This window comes from Pseudomonas vancouverensis (assembly GCF_004348895.1).
Lineage (GTDB): Bacteria > Pseudomonadota > Gammaproteobacteria > Pseudomonadales > Pseudomonadaceae > Aquipseudomonas > Aquipseudomonas vancouverensis.
Window position 1 is genome coordinate 249,814 of record NZ_RRZK01000008.1, and the last position, 15,707, is coordinate 265,520.

13 protein-coding genes are annotated in these 15,707 nt (G+C 58.0%); 9 read left to right on the forward strand and 4 right to left on the reverse strand.

Annotated elements, in window-relative coordinates; all coding sequences use genetic code 11:
- Window positions 1-380: 380 nt before the first annotated feature.
- Together EIY72_RS08855 and EIY72_RS08860 are read right to left on the reverse strand one after the other, a co-directional pair.
- Entirely contained in the window at window positions 381-1,130 is a 750-nt protein-coding gene (locus tag EIY72_RS08855; RefSeq protein ID WP_093218944.1) for a fimbria/pilus periplasmic chaperone, read from the reverse strand.
- A gap of 68 nt (window positions 1,131-1,198) precedes the next feature.
- The gene (locus EIY72_RS08860) at window positions 1,199-1,738 is read right to left on the reverse strand and encodes a fimbrial protein (RefSeq protein WP_093218946.1); all 540 of its coding nucleotides are present in this window, start codon (window positions 1,736-1,738) and stop codon (window positions 1,199-1,201) included.
- A gap of 458 nt (window positions 1,739-2,196) precedes the next feature.
- Here EIY72_RS08860 and EIY72_RS08865 point away from each other — a divergent pair, with 458 nt between their 5' ends.
- Entirely contained in the window at window positions 2,197-5,814 is a 3,618-nt protein-coding gene (locus tag EIY72_RS08865; protein WP_093230453.1) for a transporter substrate-binding domain-containing protein, read from the forward strand.
- Window positions 5,815-5,830: 16 nt separating this feature from the next.
- Here EIY72_RS08865 and EIY72_RS08870 read toward each other — a convergent pair whose 3' ends face one another.
- A complete protein-coding gene (locus EIY72_RS08870; RefSeq protein ID WP_093218949.1) occupies window positions 5,831-6,457 on the reverse strand; it encodes a response regulator transcription factor in 627 nt (208 codons plus the stop codon).
- 214 nt (window positions 6,458-6,671) lie between these two features.
- On the opposite strand from EIY72_RS08870, the gene EIY72_RS08875 reads away from it, so the two are divergent.
- The 3 genes from EIY72_RS08875 (at window position 6,672) to EIY72_RS08885 (ending at window position 9,996) form a co-directional block, all read left to right on the forward strand.
- Complete coding sequence (locus EIY72_RS08875; protein ID WP_093218952.1) at window positions 6,672-8,072, forward strand: EAL domain-containing response regulator; 1,401 nt, start codon at window positions 6,672-6,674, stop codon at window positions 8,070-8,072.
- A 115-nt stretch (window positions 8,073-8,187) separates the two neighbouring features.
- Window positions 8,188-8,937, forward strand: coding sequence for a fimbrial biogenesis chaperone (locus tag EIY72_RS08880; protein WP_093218955.1), 750 nt, complete (start codon window positions 8,188-8,190; stop codon window positions 8,935-8,937).
- A gap of 69 nt (window positions 8,938-9,006) precedes the next feature.
- On the forward strand, window positions 9,007-9,996 hold the full coding sequence (locus tag EIY72_RS08885; RefSeq protein ID WP_157720934.1) for a fimbrial protein: 990 nt from the start codon (window positions 9,007-9,009) through the stop codon (window positions 9,994-9,996).
- A gap of 204 nt (window positions 9,997-10,200) precedes the next feature.
- On the opposite strand, the gene EIY72_RS08890 is transcribed toward EIY72_RS08885, so the two are convergent.
- A complete protein-coding gene (locus EIY72_RS08890; RefSeq protein WP_093218960.1) occupies window positions 10,201-11,073 on the reverse strand; it encodes a LysR family transcriptional regulator in 873 nt (290 codons plus the stop codon).
- A 117-nt stretch (window positions 11,074-11,190) separates the two neighbouring features.
- Here EIY72_RS08890 and EIY72_RS08895 point away from each other — a divergent pair, with 117 nt between their 5' ends.
- The 5 genes from EIY72_RS08895 to EIY72_RS08915 all read left to right on the forward strand — a co-directional run bounded on the left by EIY72_RS08895 (window position 11,191) and on the right by EIY72_RS08915 (window position 15,632).
- Window positions 11,191-12,429: a cyanate transporter gene (locus tag EIY72_RS08895; RefSeq protein ID WP_231985548.1), complete on the forward strand. Its 1,239-nt coding sequence runs from the start codon at window positions 11,191-11,193 to the stop codon at window positions 12,427-12,429.
- A gap of 106 nt (window positions 12,430-12,535) precedes the next feature.
- Window positions 12,536-13,306, forward strand: a complete 771-nt coding sequence (locus EIY72_RS08900) for an ABC transporter substrate-binding protein (protein WP_093218962.1) — start codon at window positions 12,536-12,538, stop codon at window positions 13,304-13,306.
- 133 nt (window positions 13,307-13,439) lie between these two features.
- The gene (locus tag EIY72_RS08905; protein WP_093218965.1) at window positions 13,440-14,129 is read left to right on the forward strand and encodes an ABC transporter permease; all 690 of its coding nucleotides are present in this window, start codon (window positions 13,440-13,442) and stop codon (window positions 14,127-14,129) included.
- On the forward strand, window positions 14,126-14,839 hold the full coding sequence (locus EIY72_RS08910; protein ID WP_093218968.1) for an ABC transporter permease: 714 nt from the start codon (window positions 14,126-14,128) through the stop codon (window positions 14,837-14,839). Before EIY72_RS08905 ends, EIY72_RS08910 begins: the two co-directional genes overlap by 4 nt.
- A 25-nt stretch (window positions 14,840-14,864) precedes the next feature.
- Window positions 14,865-15,632 (forward strand): ABC transporter ATP-binding protein, encoded by a 768-nt coding sequence (locus EIY72_RS08915; protein WP_093218971.1) that lies wholly within the window; start codon window positions 14,865-14,867, stop codon window positions 15,630-15,632.
- Window positions 15,633-15,707: the final 75 nt, after the last annotated feature.

The window sequence follows — 15,707 nt, forward strand, 5'->3', positions numbered from 1 at the left end:
AACCAACACCTTCACAACCGGGTCGGGTTGCGCCTCATTAGTTGAATGCCCCCGCACTCGGTCTATTCAGAATTCGTTGCTCTGTTCGCTTGAACCTTGGAGTTGATTTGAGTTCTGCGAATGTCAACTTGAAATCGGTAAGTTGATATTAATGAGTGGGGTCTTGGCGATCTGTAGGAAGCGTCCTACGCGCTAGTAGGACGCTACTTAAGGGGTGCAACTAATGGTGCGAAAATTTGGCCGACAACAAATGCCGCATTCGCCATAAACTAAGCGTCGGGAAAAAACCAAGTGTCGGTCGTTAACGGCTGATAAAACGCAGCGGCAACTAATAAAGTTGTTTAACAGTCAGCTGGCTTTCTTGTGTATTGCACCAAGCGCTATAAGCCAAGACTCGCCGTTTGCGTCACGCCGGAACCATAATCATTGATCCAGCTGTAGGTGATCTCACCGCCACCAGCGGTCGAGGTCAGCCCCTTGAGCGGGAAGTCGTAGGACTTCAACGGCTCGATCATTCCGCCCTCCTTGTTGCTGTAGGCCTTTCCCGCCAGGGTGATCGAAACATCGCCCAGGCTGACGTGATAGACCGCGGAATTGGTGGCGCGCAAGGCATAACCCTGAGGGTCCTTGACCAGCGTCCAGCGCAGGGCGCGTGCCGCTTCGGCAGGTTTGCCCGGCAAACCTTCGGGGCGGTAAAACAGTTTGATCTTCGAGCGAAAGGCGACCTGTACCTGGTTCTGGCCCTGGCCATCAGCACTTTTGCTGCGCGGTGGAATTTCCAGCACATTGAACCAGAATGCCGATTCGCGATCCTTGGGTACGCCGCTCAAGCCGGTTGCCGTGACCCGGATGGATTGGCCGCGCTTGGGCTCGATGCGGGTAATGGGCGGGGTGATCACGAAGGGAACAGCCTCGGAGCCCGGGCGCACCTGTGGTCCGCCTTTGTCGATCCAGGACTGGACGAGGGTAGGGGTCGTGCCCTCATTACGCAGCGAGACGATGACTTCTTTTTCACTGGCCGGGTAGACAACCCGGGTTCCCGATACCACCACCGAGGCGCTGGCTGCGACCGGCAACAAGGCCAGCGCAACGCAGACACCCAACACACAACGCTTGATTTCAAATTTCATACAGCACCTCCACGCAAGACAAAAACTGTCTGGCTGGCGGACAAGTCCGCCGGCCAGGGTCGTTCCGATCACTTGTATTGCATGGTGTACACAAGCTGGGTTTCGACGTCGCCGCCGCCGGCAGCGCCGCCAGTGGTGATGTACTGGGCGCTGTAATCCAGGGTCGCGGTACCACTGGCGTCCAGGGTGATGCCGTCGTTGTTGGTGTTGTCACGCAGGTCGATGGCACGGCCGGTGGCGTCGAGGATCTGCACCTGGACGTTTTGGGCAGGTGCGGCCGCATTGTTCTTCAGGAAACCGGTAGAAGGGTCGACGTTGGTGCTTTCAAAGTAAGCCAGCACGGCGCCGGTGACAGGGCAGCCCGACAGGTTGAACTGGAAACCGGTAGCGCCTGCTGTGGCACCATCGCTGGCCAGCGCCGATTTGAATACGGTCGGCAGCGGCAGGTTGTTGCCGGAGGCATTGCCTGCGACGGTGACGTTGCAAGACGCGTCTTCTACTTTGCCGGTGATGGTGATAGTGCCGTCAACTGCAAAAGCGCTGGTGGCAAACAAAGTAGCGCCGACAACAGCGGCAGCGGCCATGGAGATTTTTGCAAACTTAGTCATAACGTTCTCTCAAGTTAAAGTTGAATACAAAATCGAATCTGCACTTGCGGGCATTCAGTTGCGCCTGATCAAAACTGATAGGCAGTTTGCATGCATGCAAGTTGTCGCGTTTATCACAGCACTACTTTTAAATTTTCAAAGTTGGCGAGGTGTGTTTCGATTGATCAGCTATTTGATTTATCGAACCTTGGCCGTGCTCGGTTTTCATGTTTGGGCAAATGTCACATCGGCTGTGCATTTGTGAATGCCAGATAAATATAGTGGGCATTGTCGCCGCGAGATGTCAGAAACGGACTACACGGGAGTAGGAAGTGTCCTAAGCTGTGAGAAGGAAAAATCCTTCAAACTTCTTCCGTTCTTCATGCTCTAGCGGCTCGTTTCTACGCTGCGCTGAAGCGATCACTCTGCAAATTCTCTGGCAAGGCTTCCTCTTTATGCGCTGCAAAGTTGTTCTTCTGATGCTTGCCCTGATCGCTTCGTGCGCCACTGCCGCCGAGAGCGAGCAGGCGTACAAACCCTTCCAGCTCATGGGGCGTTCGCAACTCGCCCAGCAGGAACTGTCGTTGAGCAATGACGATTGGCATTGGTTGCGACAGAAGAAAAACCTGGTATTGGGTGTCTCGGTACCGGACTACAAACCCTTTGACGTGACCCTCAGTGGCAGCCAATACGAAGGCATTACCGCCGATGTGTTCGGCTTGGTCAGCCAGTTGCTGCACATGCCCGTGCAGGTGCGTCAGTTTCCCAACCGTACAAGTGCCATCGAAGCCTTGAAGAAGGGTGAGATCGACCTGTTGGGCAGCGCCAACAATTACGACGTCAATGATCAGCCGATGAACCTCAGCGCGCAGTACGCACCGGAGCAATCGGCGTTGTTCAGCCGGCTCAACGACAAGCGCACCTTCGGACCGTCCCTGGACGGAATGAAAATCGCCATGACCTACGACTACCTGTCACTGGACGCGGTGCGCAAGGCGTTTCCAGGGGCCACATTTCAGGTCTTTGACTCACGCCAACAAGCCTTGGGCGCTCTGGCCTTCGGGCATGTTGACTTCTATCTGGGGGATGCGCTGTCCAGCAACCTGCTGATCAACGAAAACTACTTCAACTACGTGAAATTCGAACGCAACCTGGAGATCGACTCCGGGGGCGTGCGCTTTGCCTTCAGTCAGGATAATCCGCGGCTGCTGGGCATCATCAACAAGGCGTTGGCGGTGATCACACCGGATCAACTGGGCACCATCGTCAAGCGCTGGGGCGGCGGCACCGGGACTGCCTTGAATGCGCACTTGAATTTGACGGCCACCGAAAATCACTGGATCAGCGAACACCCGGTGTTGCGTGTGCTGATCAGCAGCGACCAGGCACCGGTGGCGTTCCTGGATGCCGACGGCAATTTCAACGGGATTGCCGCAGACCTGTTGAAAATGGTCACGCTGCACACCGGCATCCATTTCGATATCGAGTACACCGATCACCTGCAAAATCTGGCCAATGCCGTGGCCAGCGACAAGGCCGATCTGGTCTTGCTGACCGCCAGCGAAGAACGCCAGAGCACCGTGCGTTTTTCCCACCCCTTCCTGTCCAACCCCTTTGCCCTGATCACCCGCACCGACGACAACCAGCACATCAGCCTGGAAACCATGCACGGCGCGCGCCTGGCCATTCCCCAGGGGCATATTTTTCTCAAGACCGTGCACACCGATTATCCCGACCTGAAGATCATCGAGACGCCGACCCTGCTTGAGGCCATGGGCATGGTTCAGCGCGGCGAGGCCGATGCCACGGTCGCTGAACTCAGCGTGGCGCAGTACTACTCCCTGCGCCTGTTCGACAAGAAGCTGCGGGTGGTCAATGTGCTGGGGGCCAACTCCGCGCGTTTTTCCTTTGCCATGTCACGGGGCAATACCGAGCTGCAGTCGATCCTGGACAAGGTGCTGCTGAGCATTCCGCCCGATGAAATGAACGTGATCAGCACCCGTTGGCGCTCCAACGCCGTCACGCGCGGGCAGGCCTGGCACGACTATCGACCGCTGATTTACCAGATCAGCGCGGCAGCGGCGATGCTGATTCTGGTGTCACTGATCTGGAACGCCAATCTGCGGCGCCAGGTGAAACTGCGGCGCCAGGCCGAGCAGGCACTGGATGACCAACTGCGTTTCAAACAGGCCTTGATCAATGGCACGCCGCACCCGATTTATGTGCGTGATCGTCAGGGCCGGCTGGTGTCGTGCAACGACAATTACCTGGAAACTTTCGGCCTGACCCGCGAGCAGGTGATCGGCAAGACGGCCATCGAAGGGGCCAAGGGCAATGCCTCCGAAGCATTGAATTTCCACGACGACTACATGCTGGTGATGGCCGAGGACCGGCCGCTGGAACTGGACCGCCTGCTCAAGCTGGGTGACCGGACCTTGAGTATCTATCACTGGATTCAGCCTTATCGTGACCTCTCCGGCGACATCAAGGGCGTCATCTGCGGCTGGGTCGACATCAGCGAGCGTCGTGTGCTGGTAGAGCAGTTGCAGGCCGCGAAGGAAGAGGCCGATGCGGCCAGCCGTGCCAAGACCACCTTCCTGGCGACCATGAGTCACGAGATCCGCACGCCGATGAATGCGGTGATCGGCATGCTCGAGTTGTCGCTCAAACGCGCCGACCATGGCGATTTCGACCGTGGCGCCATCGAGGTCGCCTACGGCGCTGCGCGCGGCTTGCTCGAGCTGATCGGTGACATCCTCGACATCGTGCGCATCGAGTCCGGCCATCTCAACGTGTCCCCGCAGCGGGCCAACCCACGGGAACTTGTGGAGTCCGTGGTGCGGGTGTTCGATGGCCTCGCTCGGCAAAAGACCCTGACCTTGAGCCTGGAAATGGATTCGACGGTCAACACCGATGTATTGATCGACCCCGTGCGTTTCAAGCAGGTGTTGTCCAACCTGATCAGCAACGCCATCAAGTTCACCGAGAAGGGCCAGATCAAACTGCGGGTGCGCGGCAAACCGCTCGACGACGATCGCCTGCACCTGCAGTTGCTGGTCGAGGACACCGGCATCGGCATTTCCGAAGAAGATCAGCAGCGCCTGTTCCAGCCCTTTGTCCAGGCGGACCAGCCTGCACAAACCGCCCGCGGAGGGACCGGCCTGGGCCTGGTGATCTGCCGTTCACTGTGCGCCATGATGGGCGGCACCTTGAGCCTGCGCAGCACGTTGGGGCAGGGCACGACGGTGATGGTCGACTTGACGTTGAGTACGCTGTACCCGCTGCCGCGCGAGCATCTGCCGGAACCGACGCAGATCTCCGATGCGGGCAGTTCCCTGCGGATCCTGGTGGTCGACGACCATCCGGCGAACCGCTTGTTGATGGCCCGCCAGTTGACTTACCTGGGGCACCAGATCGCCGAAGCCGTGGACGGCGCGCAGGGGTACGAAGTGTGGGCGCGAGGGCAGTTCGACGTGATCATCACCGACTGCAACATGCCGGTGATGAGCGGTTACGAGCTGGCGCAAAAGGTGCGAGAAACAGAGGCTGAGCGGCAGATGCCGACCTGCACGATTCTTGGCTTTACCGCCAACGCCCAGCCCGATGCCGTGGAGCGTTGCCTGGCGGCGGGGATGAATGACTGCCTGTTCAAACCCATTGGCCTGGCAAGCCTGAGCAATACCTTGTCGAGCCTGAGCGCTCTGGATCTACCGGCAGCAGATCAGGCTGACACTGATGTCGCTCAGGTCGAGCCGGTGTTGTTCAATCTGGAAGAGCCCGAGCGCCTGACCGGTCGCGATCCCGAGTTGATGAACATGCTCCTGGGCGAACTGATGCGCACCAACCGCAGCGACCTGCAGCAACTGTTGCTGCTGACGCCGTTCACCAGCAATCGTCAGGACCTGTCGGACCTCGCCCATCGGATCAAGGGCGCGGCGCGGATGATCCAGGCTCGCCAGTTGGTTCAGGGATGCGAAACGCTGGAGTCGTTGTGTGATCAGCCGGAGACCAGCGATGAACAACTCACGACCCAGGTGCACAAGGTCGAGCGCGCCATTCTCGAACTTGAGACGGCTGTGAGTGAGCACCTGAGTTAGCAATTGGAGGGACAGGTCACTCCAGGTGGTTGCGCTTGGCGAACTCGATCAGGTCCAGGGTGGTGTGCGCGTCGAGCTTTTCCATCAGCCGGCTTTTATAGGTGCTGATGGTTTTGTTGCTGAGCAGCAGATCGTCGGCGATTTCCTTGTTGGACATGCCCTTGCCCAACAAGCGCAACACCGCCACCTCGCGGTTTGAGAGGGTACCGATCTGCGAGTCCTCGGTGATGTCAGCGTTGTAGGCCTGGACCGAGTTGTGCAACTCACGCGGAACATGCTGATAGCCGGCCAATACCGCCTTGACCGCGTACTCCAGTTCGTCCAGCGTTTCACCCTTGGTCACAAACCCCAGGGCGCCGGCGGCCAGGCAGCGCACCGCGAACTGACTGACCGACTGCGACGTCAGCACCAGAATGCGCATGGGCAATTCCAGTGCCTTCAGGCGCTTGATCACTTCCAGGCCATCGAGCCTTGGAATGCCGATATCCAGGATCACCAGATCAGGCAGCAAATCACGAGCAACCTGCACCGCTTCCACGCCGTTGTCCGTCTCTGCGATCACCTCGTGACCCAGCTGTTTCATCAACATGGCGACTGCCATTCGGATCACCGGGTGATCATCGACGATCAAGACCTTGCTCATTCATCCACTCCAAGACTGCATCACTACCGTGTTCAGATCGCGACCACCGGTTTCCAAGCGGATGCTTTTACCCCACTTGTAGGAATTCGGAGTGCCTGAAGTAGGAAAATGCCGTTTTATAGGAAGTTTCCTACAAGAGAAGAAAAGCATTCCTGCATGAGGACTACAAGCAGAACTGTAGGCTTTTACCCTTATTCGACTCTTGGGGTTCACCATGTCAAAGCTCAGGGTGCTAGTACTGGAAGATCATCCGTTCCAGAAATCCCTTGCGGTCATCGCCTTGCTCAAGGCTGGCGTCACCCATGTGATCGAGGCCTCCGAGGGGCAGGAAGCGCTCAAGAAACTCAAGGTGTTCGGCCGTGCGGACATCGTCATCTGTGATCTGCGCATGCCGGGCATGGATGGCCTGACGTTCCTGCGCGAAGCTTATGAAAATGATCTGGCCGGCTCGGTCATTCTCAGCAGCGATGCCGATGCATCGTTGCGCCAGGGCGTGATCAGCATGATTGATTGCCTGGGGTTGCCGTTCCTCGGTGATCTGGGCAAACCCTTCAATCTGGAGCGCCTGCGCCTGTTGCTCAATCGCTACGGCGATTTGCAGCAACGGCAACTGGCACCCCGCCATCCGGACCCGATCCCCAGTCTTTTCGAAATTCGTGACGGCTTGCAAAACGGCGAATTCTTCGCTTATTACCAACCGAAGATCGACCTGCAAACCCAGAAGATTGCCGGGGCCGAAGTCTTGGCCCGTTGGCAGCATCCACAGCGCGGACTTCTGGCGCCGGGGCAGTTCCTGCCCGCCGTCGAATCTTTCGATCTGCTTGATGAGTTGTATGAGTGTCTGTTCGAACAAGGGTTGCAGCTTCAAGCAAATCTGCTGCGGCAAGATCGGCGCCTTGAGTTGGCCTTCAACCTCGATGCCTCGCAACTGAGCAGCAAGGGCTTGCCGGAGGCCATTCGGGAAAAGCTGCAGCAGTATCAACTGCCGGCGCACGGCTTGATGTTCGAAGTCACCGAAATCGGTCTGCTCGAGGCTCCCGCCGACAGCCTGGAGAACCTCGCCCGCCTGCGCATGATGGGCTGTGGCCTGGCCATGGACGATTTTGGCGCGGGCTATTCATCGCTGACGCGTTTGTGCGAACTGCCGTTTAACCAGATCAAGCTGGACAACACCTTCATCCGCAACATCGAACACCGGCCACAGAACCGCGCGATCATCCGCAGCGTCGTGGCCCTGGCCAAAGAGCTGAACATTTCGTTGGTGGTGGAGGGCGTCGAAACGCTGGAACAGTCCAGTGAACTCCAGCAGATGGGCGGCACGCTTGCCCAGGGCTATCTGTTTGCCCGGCCGATGCCTGCGCTTGAACTGTGCAGGTTCATCGACTCCCTGGAGTTGCCCGTTGCCAAACCCTATTTTCAGCAAGCCGCTGGTCATCTGCCTGAGGATGCCAATGCCGAAGCCGCGGTTCACTCAGCGATAACCGGCAAACACGCTGTTGAAAGTTGCCCGAAACTGGTCAATGGAAAAATTGAAATGCCGCTACCGATTGAATGCGTAGTGGAAATTATGCCCGGTTGTCAGGAATGCAAGAGCTTTCGCCATCGAACGAGCTGATTAAACCCATTAACGGAAGTTTCCTACATTGCCCGGGAGGGCTTAAAGGCTAAGCTCTAAATTTGCGCGCTGCGCGGGCGGCATTGCGCAGAACTGCGGTTAACGGGAGACATCAATGACGCACTGGGTTCGAGTAATGACGATGGCGGCCACGCTGAGTCTAGGACTGTTCCCGATGCAGGTATGGGCAGGGGTGGTGTTATCGGGGACACGCGTCATTTTCAATGCGGGCGAACGAGAGGTCGGCTTGAACCTGAAGAATCAGGACGAGTCACCCTCGTTGGTGCAGACCTGGGTAGACGCAGGCGATGCGTCAGCGGCTCCGGAAAAAATACACACACCTTTCTTGATTACCCCGCCGATTACCCGTCTGGAACCCAACCAGCAGCTGGCGCTACGAATTATTTTTACCGGTGAGGAACTGCCAAAAGATCGCGAGTCGGTGTTTTTCATCAATGTGCTGGATATTCCGGCACGGCCGAAAGTACAGGAAGGCGATAGTCTGGTTCAGGTGGCCTTTCGTACGCGGATCAAACTGTTTTATCGCCCGTTGAATTTATCCGGGAGTCCGATAAAGGCGGTGGATGAACTCAGTTGGCGAATTTCGTCAACGCCAACCGGATTAGTGGTGCACGTCAGGAATCCCGCCGCCTACTCGGTAAGTTTTAATCAGGTCGCGGTAAAAGTGGATGGCAAGGTTTACAATAATGCCAATGGAGGGATGGTAGCGCCCTTCAGCACTCAGGATTTTCCAATTGATAATGTCAAGGCGAATTCGTTAGCCGGTGCAAGTGTGGTTTTTAATTGGGTGGGTGACTATGGTGAGGACACTCAAAAAGAAGCAAGGAATGATACGAGTAATTGATATTTTGTTTTATTCGGCTTGTGGGTTTTGGAAGTAGAGGTTGGCATGAGACATTGTTGGGTTAAAAGATTGGCGAACGTCAGTTTAGTGGTTGCGTCAGTGGTGAATGCTCTTTTTTATTCACTTGCGTTTTCTGCTGATTGCACGGGGTTGGCTGTTTCGAGCTGTGCAATCACTGCGCCAACTACCTATTTGGCAAACTCCAATCCGATCAATAGTCAAATTGCCAATGGCGTCGTCAATGGTTTGAATGTGAGCTATTCCTACACCTGCCGTGTTGCCAGTGGTGGGTATACGGTTGTCGGAATAAGCTCGGAAAGCAGTTTCAGTGGTGGGGATTTTTTGACCAATGTCAATAATCTGGTTTTTCGAGCGGCTCCGACTTTGGTTGGCAAACTGGGCGGTATCGACAATCGAATCAATCTGCATGTTGTCTATGATGATGGAACGCAATGCGTAAGTGGCAGTTATACTAATAAAGTATTTGATGTGGTCAAGGTCGGGCCGCTTACCGCTCAGGCACCGATCGGTTTAACGTTGAAATACACTTCAAGCTTGTTGACGAATCGGTACAACACATCAAATGGAGGTGGATCTGTAGCGATCACCCCTTTCCCGCAACCCGTTTCAATCTCCCTGATAGCACCCACTTGCAATGTCGTGGATAACGCATTACAGGCCAACTTCGGCAGCATGGAGAAAAGAAAATTCACGGGCTTGGGCGTTATGCCTTACGCCATGACCAAAAGGGTTGACCTGAATTGTTCGTCTGCTGCAATGACCATTAATTACAAGCTCGAAGCCAGCAGTTACATCGACCAGCAAGGCGGAGTTGCCGGGTTGTCGGCAGACTCTACAGCCGCCGGTATTGGTTATCGGGTGACTGATTTGCGCAGAAATAACGCGTTGGTGGCTTTCGGAACGGTCTACACATTGAACAAACCGGTCAATGAGCTGACTTCGTATCTGGAGTATCTGATTACAGCCAAGCAAACCGCTGCACAAGTGAAGCCTGGCAGCGCCAATGCGTTGTTAACCTTTACCTTGAACTATCAGTGATGATGTTTAACGCGAGTTGGTTGACAGCATCCGGGCAGGCTTATTAAGCCAGTATGCGTCCCATGGTTGCCTCCATCTGGCTTGCAACAGGGATGCGGGTCAGCAATGTTAGCTGGATCAAGGGTTCTTCCTCCGCTCTGGAGGGAGAACCCTTGTTCATTCAACACCTGCTTCCTCCCGGCATTCTTTTTCCGGCGCGACACCTCAACCCTCATACCCCGTCACCCGCGCACACAACGCCGTCAACTGCTCTGCCAGATCAATCACCCTACGCGGCGCATCAGGTCGCAGGTGCAGGGCGATTTCCAGCGGTGCCAGTTCGGGGAAGGACTCGGCCTCGCCCAGGCGGCGATGGCCGGGCAGGGCCAGGCGTGAGGGCAACACGCTGACCCCAAGGCCATTGGCCACCGCCGAACGAATGCCGGCGAGGCTGGCGCTGCTGTAGCCGATGCTCCACCGGCGGCCCGCACTTTCCAGCGCATGGATCATTTCATCGCGGTACAGGCCGCCCACCGGGAACACCACCAGTGGCAGTGGGTCGCGCTCGTGGGTCGGCTCGCTGAGGCTGTCGAACCAGGCCAGCGGTTCGGGCCACGCGGCGTGCCCGACGGCCTGGCCGGGGCGCTGCTTGATCAGCACCAGGTCGTAGTCGCCGGCGCAGAACTGTTGCCACAGCGTGTTGCTCAGGCCGCTGCTGATCTCAAGCCGGATCGACGGATGGGCGCGGGCAAAGGCACCCAGGGTCGGCGTCAACAAGTCCGAGGCGAAGTCTTCCGGTACGCCGATGTGCACCTCGCCCTGGGCGTGGCCCTTGCGCAGCGCATCCACGGTTTCCTCCATCAGTCCCAGCAGCCGACGCGCATAGCCGAGCAGGCGCTCGCCGTCCTCGGTGGTGACGATGTAGCGCCCGCTGCGATTGACCAGCTCGCAGCCGAGTTGCTCTTCAAGGCGCTTGATTTGCTGGCTGATGGTCGATTGGCTGAGGTGCACACGCTCACCGGCGCGGGTGAAGCTGCCGCTTTCGACCACCGCGACGAAGCTCTTGAGCAACAGCGGATCGATCAGGGTTGAAGTCATTTGATTTCCCACTACCAGTCATTCAAACATTTCATTTCCGAATGATAGCACCGGCTTTTACTCTCGCAGAACAGTCGCTGAATGAACGGCAGCTGGACCGAATTCCGAGGTAAAGCAATGAGCAATGACGTGACGCTGATGCAGGAGAGGGTGCCCGAGCCTGCGGGTATTTCGCGCACGGGTACGGTGTCGCTGCTCGCCTTGGTCCTGCTGGTGTTGCTGGGTCTGAATTTGCGGCCGTTCCTGACCTCGGTGGGGCCAGTGCTCGATCTGGTTCGCGCCGACATCGGCCTCGATTTTCGCGCCGCCGCCATGCTCACCACCTTGCCCTTCGTGCTGATGGGCCTGATTGCCTTTCTGGGTATTGGCGTCGCCCGTCGCTTCGGCGAAAAGCCCGTGCTGGCCGCTGCACTATTGCTGTTGATGCTGGGCTGTGCGGTGCGTGCCGTGGTGACGGACGGCGGTCAATTGATTGCCAGCGCCGGTATCGCCGGTACCGGCGTCGCGTTGATCCAGGCCTTGATTCCGGGGGTCGCCAAACGCTGGTTCGCGGATCGCATTGCCATGGTCATGGGCCTGTACTCGGCAGCACTGGTCGGCGGCGGGGCGCTCGGTTCCCTGGCCAGTACCTGGCTGAATGCCTATGGCGGCTGGCGGATGGGGTTGTCGATGTGGGCCTTGCCCGCGCTGGCGGTGTTCCTGCTGTGGCTGGTCTGGGCGCCACGCACTGCGCCTATCGCCGCCGGTGGACCGCCAGCGGTCCTGACCGGGCGCTTCTTGCGCAACCGCCGCGCCTGGCAGTTGGCGGCTTATTTCGGGCTGACCAACAGCGGCTATTCGAGCCTGGTGGCCTGGCTGCCGTCCTTCTATCAACAGCAGGGCATGGACCTTGCGCTTTCGGGCAACTTGCTGGCGTGGCTGGCGATGTTCCAGGCCACGGCGGCGTTCGCCATGCCGATGCTGGTGCGCCGCAGCGCTGACCGCCGCGCGGCTTTGTGGCTGACGATCGCGGTGCAGATCATCGGGTTTACCGGTTTCGCTCTCGCCGCCAACGCAGCGCCGTGGCTGTGGGTCGCGCTCGCCGGATTCGGCCTTGGCGGGTTCTTCTCACTCAGCCTGATTGTCAGCCTCGATCATTTGTCGTCTGCGCAAGCGGCCGGGACGCTGGCGGCTTTCGTCCAGGGCATCGGTTTCCTGCTGGCCTCGAGTGCGCCCTGGCTGATCGGCTGGCTGCGCGATTGCGGCGGCAGTTTCATCACCGGTTGGTGGCTGCATGTGGTCGTGCTCGTGGCGATGGCAGGGCTGACGTTCAAGTTCTCGCCAGCGAGCTACCGACGCAGCATGCCGCAGGTGTGAGCCGACTCGATATCAAGTGCATGACCGGCCGCCCCGTCACAACAAAAGCCCGTACCGGGGCGGCCCTTTCCACAACTTCAGTCCCACTGTGCTAACGGAGAATAAGATGAAGAAGTCCGCAGTTTCAGTTGTTCTGGCCCTGGCCGCCAGCGGCGTGTACGCCAAGGACTTGCAGGTCATACGCTTCGGCGTTGATCCCACTTACGCGCCGTTCGAATCGAAAGCTCCCGATGGCTCGCTGGTCGGTTTTGACATCGATCTTGGCAATGCGATCTGCAGCAAGCTGCAGGTCAAATGCGTCTGGGTCGAGAACTCCTTCGACGGCATCATCCCGGCGCTGAAAGCCAAGAAGTTCGACGGCATTCTGTCGTCCATGAGCGTGACCGAAAAACGCCAGGCGCAGATCGCCTTCTCCGACAAGATCAGCAACGTGCTGCCGCGCTTGATCGCGAAAAAAGGCTCGGACCTGCAGCCGACCGTCGAGTCTCTCCAGGGTAAACGTATCGGGCTTGAGCAGGGCTCCACTCAGGAAGTCTATGCCAAGGCTTACTGGGCACCGAAGGGCGTAACCATCACCACCTATCAGAACCAGGATCTGGTGTATCAGGACCTGATCGCCGGCCGTCTCGACGCGGCGCTGCAATCATCAGTACAAGCCGACCTGGGTTTCCTGAAAACCGCAGCCGGGGCTGATTTCGCCTTCGCCGGCCCCGAGTTGCGCGACCCGAAAACCCTCGGCGTCGGTGCGGGCATCGGTTTGCGCAAGGAAGACACCGAACTGCGCGAACAGATCAATGGCGCCCTGGCGGACATCATCAAGGACGGCACTTACCAGAAGATTTCCGACAAGTACTTCACCTTCGACGTTTACAACTGACTGATCGGTTATTGCGCCTGAATGTATTCGAATCACTGACGAATCCATACTTTTGCGGCATTCAAAAACAAGAAAAGTACGATTGAACAAGAGCGTCAGCTTCGGTTGAACGATCGCGTTCAAGGAGAATGCAATGTCCTTGGTAGATTATGGGCCGCTGATCGCCAGCGGCACCTGGATGACGCTGAAGCTGGCGATATTGTCGCTGCTGGCTTCGGTGCTGATTGGTCTGGCAGGCGCCAGTTCCAAGTTGTCGAGTCATCGCTGGCTGCGCAATATCGCCACGCTCTACACCACGATGATCCGCAGTGTTCCGGATCTTGTGACCATGTTGCTGCTGTTCTACAGCATCCAGATTCTTTTGAATCAGGTCACCGAAACCCTGGGTATGAATCAGATCGATATCGATCCCTTTGTCGCGGGCGTCGCGACGCTCGCGTTCATCTACGGCGCCTATTTCACCGAGACCTTTCGCGGTGCTTTCCAGGCGGTGCCGCGTGGCCAGATCGAGGCGGCCATGGCCTACGGTCTGAGTCGCTGGCAGGGGTTCCAGCGCATCCTGTTCCCGCAAATGATGCGCTTCGCCTTGCCGGGTATCGCCAACAACTGGCAGGTGATGATCAAGGCCACCGCGCTGGTCTCCATCATCGGTCTGTCCGACCTCGTCAGGGCCACCCAGGACGCGGGCAAGAGCTCCATGCAACTGTTTTATTTCACGGTGATCGGCGCCCTGATCTACCTGGCGATCACCACGGTTTCAAACGGTGTGCTGATCTGGCTGAAACACCATTACTCGGTGGGTATCCGGGAGGCGGAACTGTGATCGCGATTATCCAGGAATACTGGCAAGCGTATTTGTGGTCGGACGCGGGCAACTTTTCCGGCCTGGCGATTACCCTGTGGCTGCTGGTGCTGTCGATTGCCATCGGCTTCGTCCTGTCGGTGCCGCTGGCCGTGGCGCGTGTATCGAAGAACCGCTTCGTGCGCTTGCCCGTGTGGTTCTACACCTACGTGTTTCGGGGTACGCCGCTGTATATCCAGCTGCTGATCATCTACACCGGGGTCTACAGCCTGAGCGTGGTGCGCGAGCACGCTTTTCTCGACATGTTCTTTCGCGAAGGCTTCAACTGCACGGTATTGGCCTTCGCGCTCAACACCTGCGCCTACACCACGGAAGTCTTCGCCGGCGCGATTCGCTCGGTGCCCTATGGTGAAGTGGAAGCGGCGCGCGCCTTCGGCATGTCGAGGTTCAACCTGTACCGGCGCATCATCCTGCCGTCGGCGCTGCGTCGTGCGCTGCCGTACTACAGCAACGAGGTGATCATGATGCTGCATTCGACCTCCGTGGCCTTCACGGCCACGGTGCCTGACATCCTCAAGGTTGCCCGTGACGTCAACTCGGCAACCTATGCATCGTTCGAGGCTTTTTTCATCGCCGCCCTGTTGTACGCGGTGATTGCGCTGTCGCTTGTCTGGCTGTTCCGACGCGGTGAAAGCCGCTGGCTGGCCTTCCTGAAACCACAGGCCGCCTGAAGGCCGCATACCCAGGGTCTTATCCATGTACAAACTGACCGTAGACGATCTGTACAAGAAATATGGCAACCATGAAGTGCTCAAGGGCGTGTCGATCAAGGCCAAGGCCGGCGATGTGATCAGCATCATCGGCTCCTCGGGGTCGGGCAAGAGCACGTTCCTGCGTTGCATCAACTTCCTCGAACAACCCTGCGCCGGGCGCATCACCGTGAATGCCGAGGAAATCCGCACCGAGAAGGACAAGCACGGTGGGCTGCGCGTGGCCAACCAGAAGCAGTTGCAGAGCATGCGCACCAAACTGTCCATGGTGTTTCAGCACTTCAACCTGTGGGCACACATGACCGTGCTGGAAAACGTGATCGAGGCGCCGATGCATGCCCTCGGCCTCAGCCGTGACGAGGCGCTGGCCCGTGGGCGCAAGTACCTGGCGAAAGTCGGCCTGCCGACCAGCATGGAAAGCAAGTACCCGGCGCATCTGTCCGGTGGCCAGCAGCAGCGCGTGGCGATCGCCAGGGCGCTGGCGATGGAGCCGGAGGTGATGCTGTTCGACGAACCGACCTCGGCCCTTGACCCGGAGCTGGTCGGCGAGGTGCTGAAAGTGATGCAGGCGCTGGCCGAAGAGGGCCGGACCATGGTCGTGGTGACCCACGAAATGGCCTTCGCCCGCGAGGTGTCCAACCATGTGATCTTCCTGCACCAGGGCAGGATCGAGGAAGAGGGCAACCCGGAGCAACTGTTCAAGCACACCAGGAGCGAGCGTCTCAAACAGTTCCTGGCGGGCAACCTGAAATAGTGTTTTTGTTGAAGCCGTAAAGCGTGCCTCGTGGACGATCCGATGTCCGGGGCCGCTCACACAGTGATGAGGTTC

Bases quoted from the DNA above. Each gene is read 5' to 3' on its own strand.
- EIY72_RS08915 (WP_093218971.1), top strand. From the start codon at position 14,865: ATGTACAAACTGACCGTAGACGATCTGTACAAGAAATATGGCAACCAT.
- EIY72_RS08880 (WP_093218955.1), top strand. From the start codon at position 8,188: ATGACGCACTGGGTTCGAGTAATGACGATGGCGGCCACGCTGAGTCTA.
- EIY72_RS08895 (WP_231985548.1), top strand. From the start codon at position 11,191: ATGAGCAATGACGTGACGCTGATGCAGGAGAGGGTGCCCGAGCCTGCG.
- EIY72_RS08900 (WP_093218962.1), top strand. From the start codon at position 12,536: ATGAAGAAGTCCGCAGTTTCAGTTGTTCTGGCCCTGGCCGCCAGCGGC.
- EIY72_RS08890 (WP_093218960.1), bottom strand. From the start codon at position 11,073: ATGACTTCAACCCTGATCGATCCGCTGTTGCTCAAGAGCTTCGTCGCG.
- EIY72_RS08860 (WP_093218946.1), bottom strand. From the start codon at position 1,738: ATGACTAAGTTTGCAAAAATCTCCATGGCCGCTGCCGCTGTTGTCGGC.
- EIY72_RS08870 (WP_093218949.1), bottom strand. From the start codon at position 6,457: ATGAGCAAGGTCTTGATCGTCGATGATCACCCGGTGATCCGAATGGCA.
- EIY72_RS08855 (WP_093218944.1), bottom strand. From the start codon at position 1,130: ATGAAATTTGAAATCAAGCGTTGTGTGTTGGGTGTCTGCGTTGCGCTG.
- EIY72_RS08905 (WP_093218965.1), top strand. From the start codon at position 13,440: ATGTCCTTGGTAGATTATGGGCCGCTGATCGCCAGCGGCACCTGGATG.
- EIY72_RS08875 (WP_093218952.1), top strand. From the start codon at position 6,672: ATGTCAAAGCTCAGGGTGCTAGTACTGGAAGATCATCCGTTCCAGAAA.
- EIY72_RS08865 (WP_093230453.1), top strand. From the start codon at position 2,197: ATGCTTGCCCTGATCGCTTCGTGCGCCACTGCCGCCGAGAGCGAGCAG.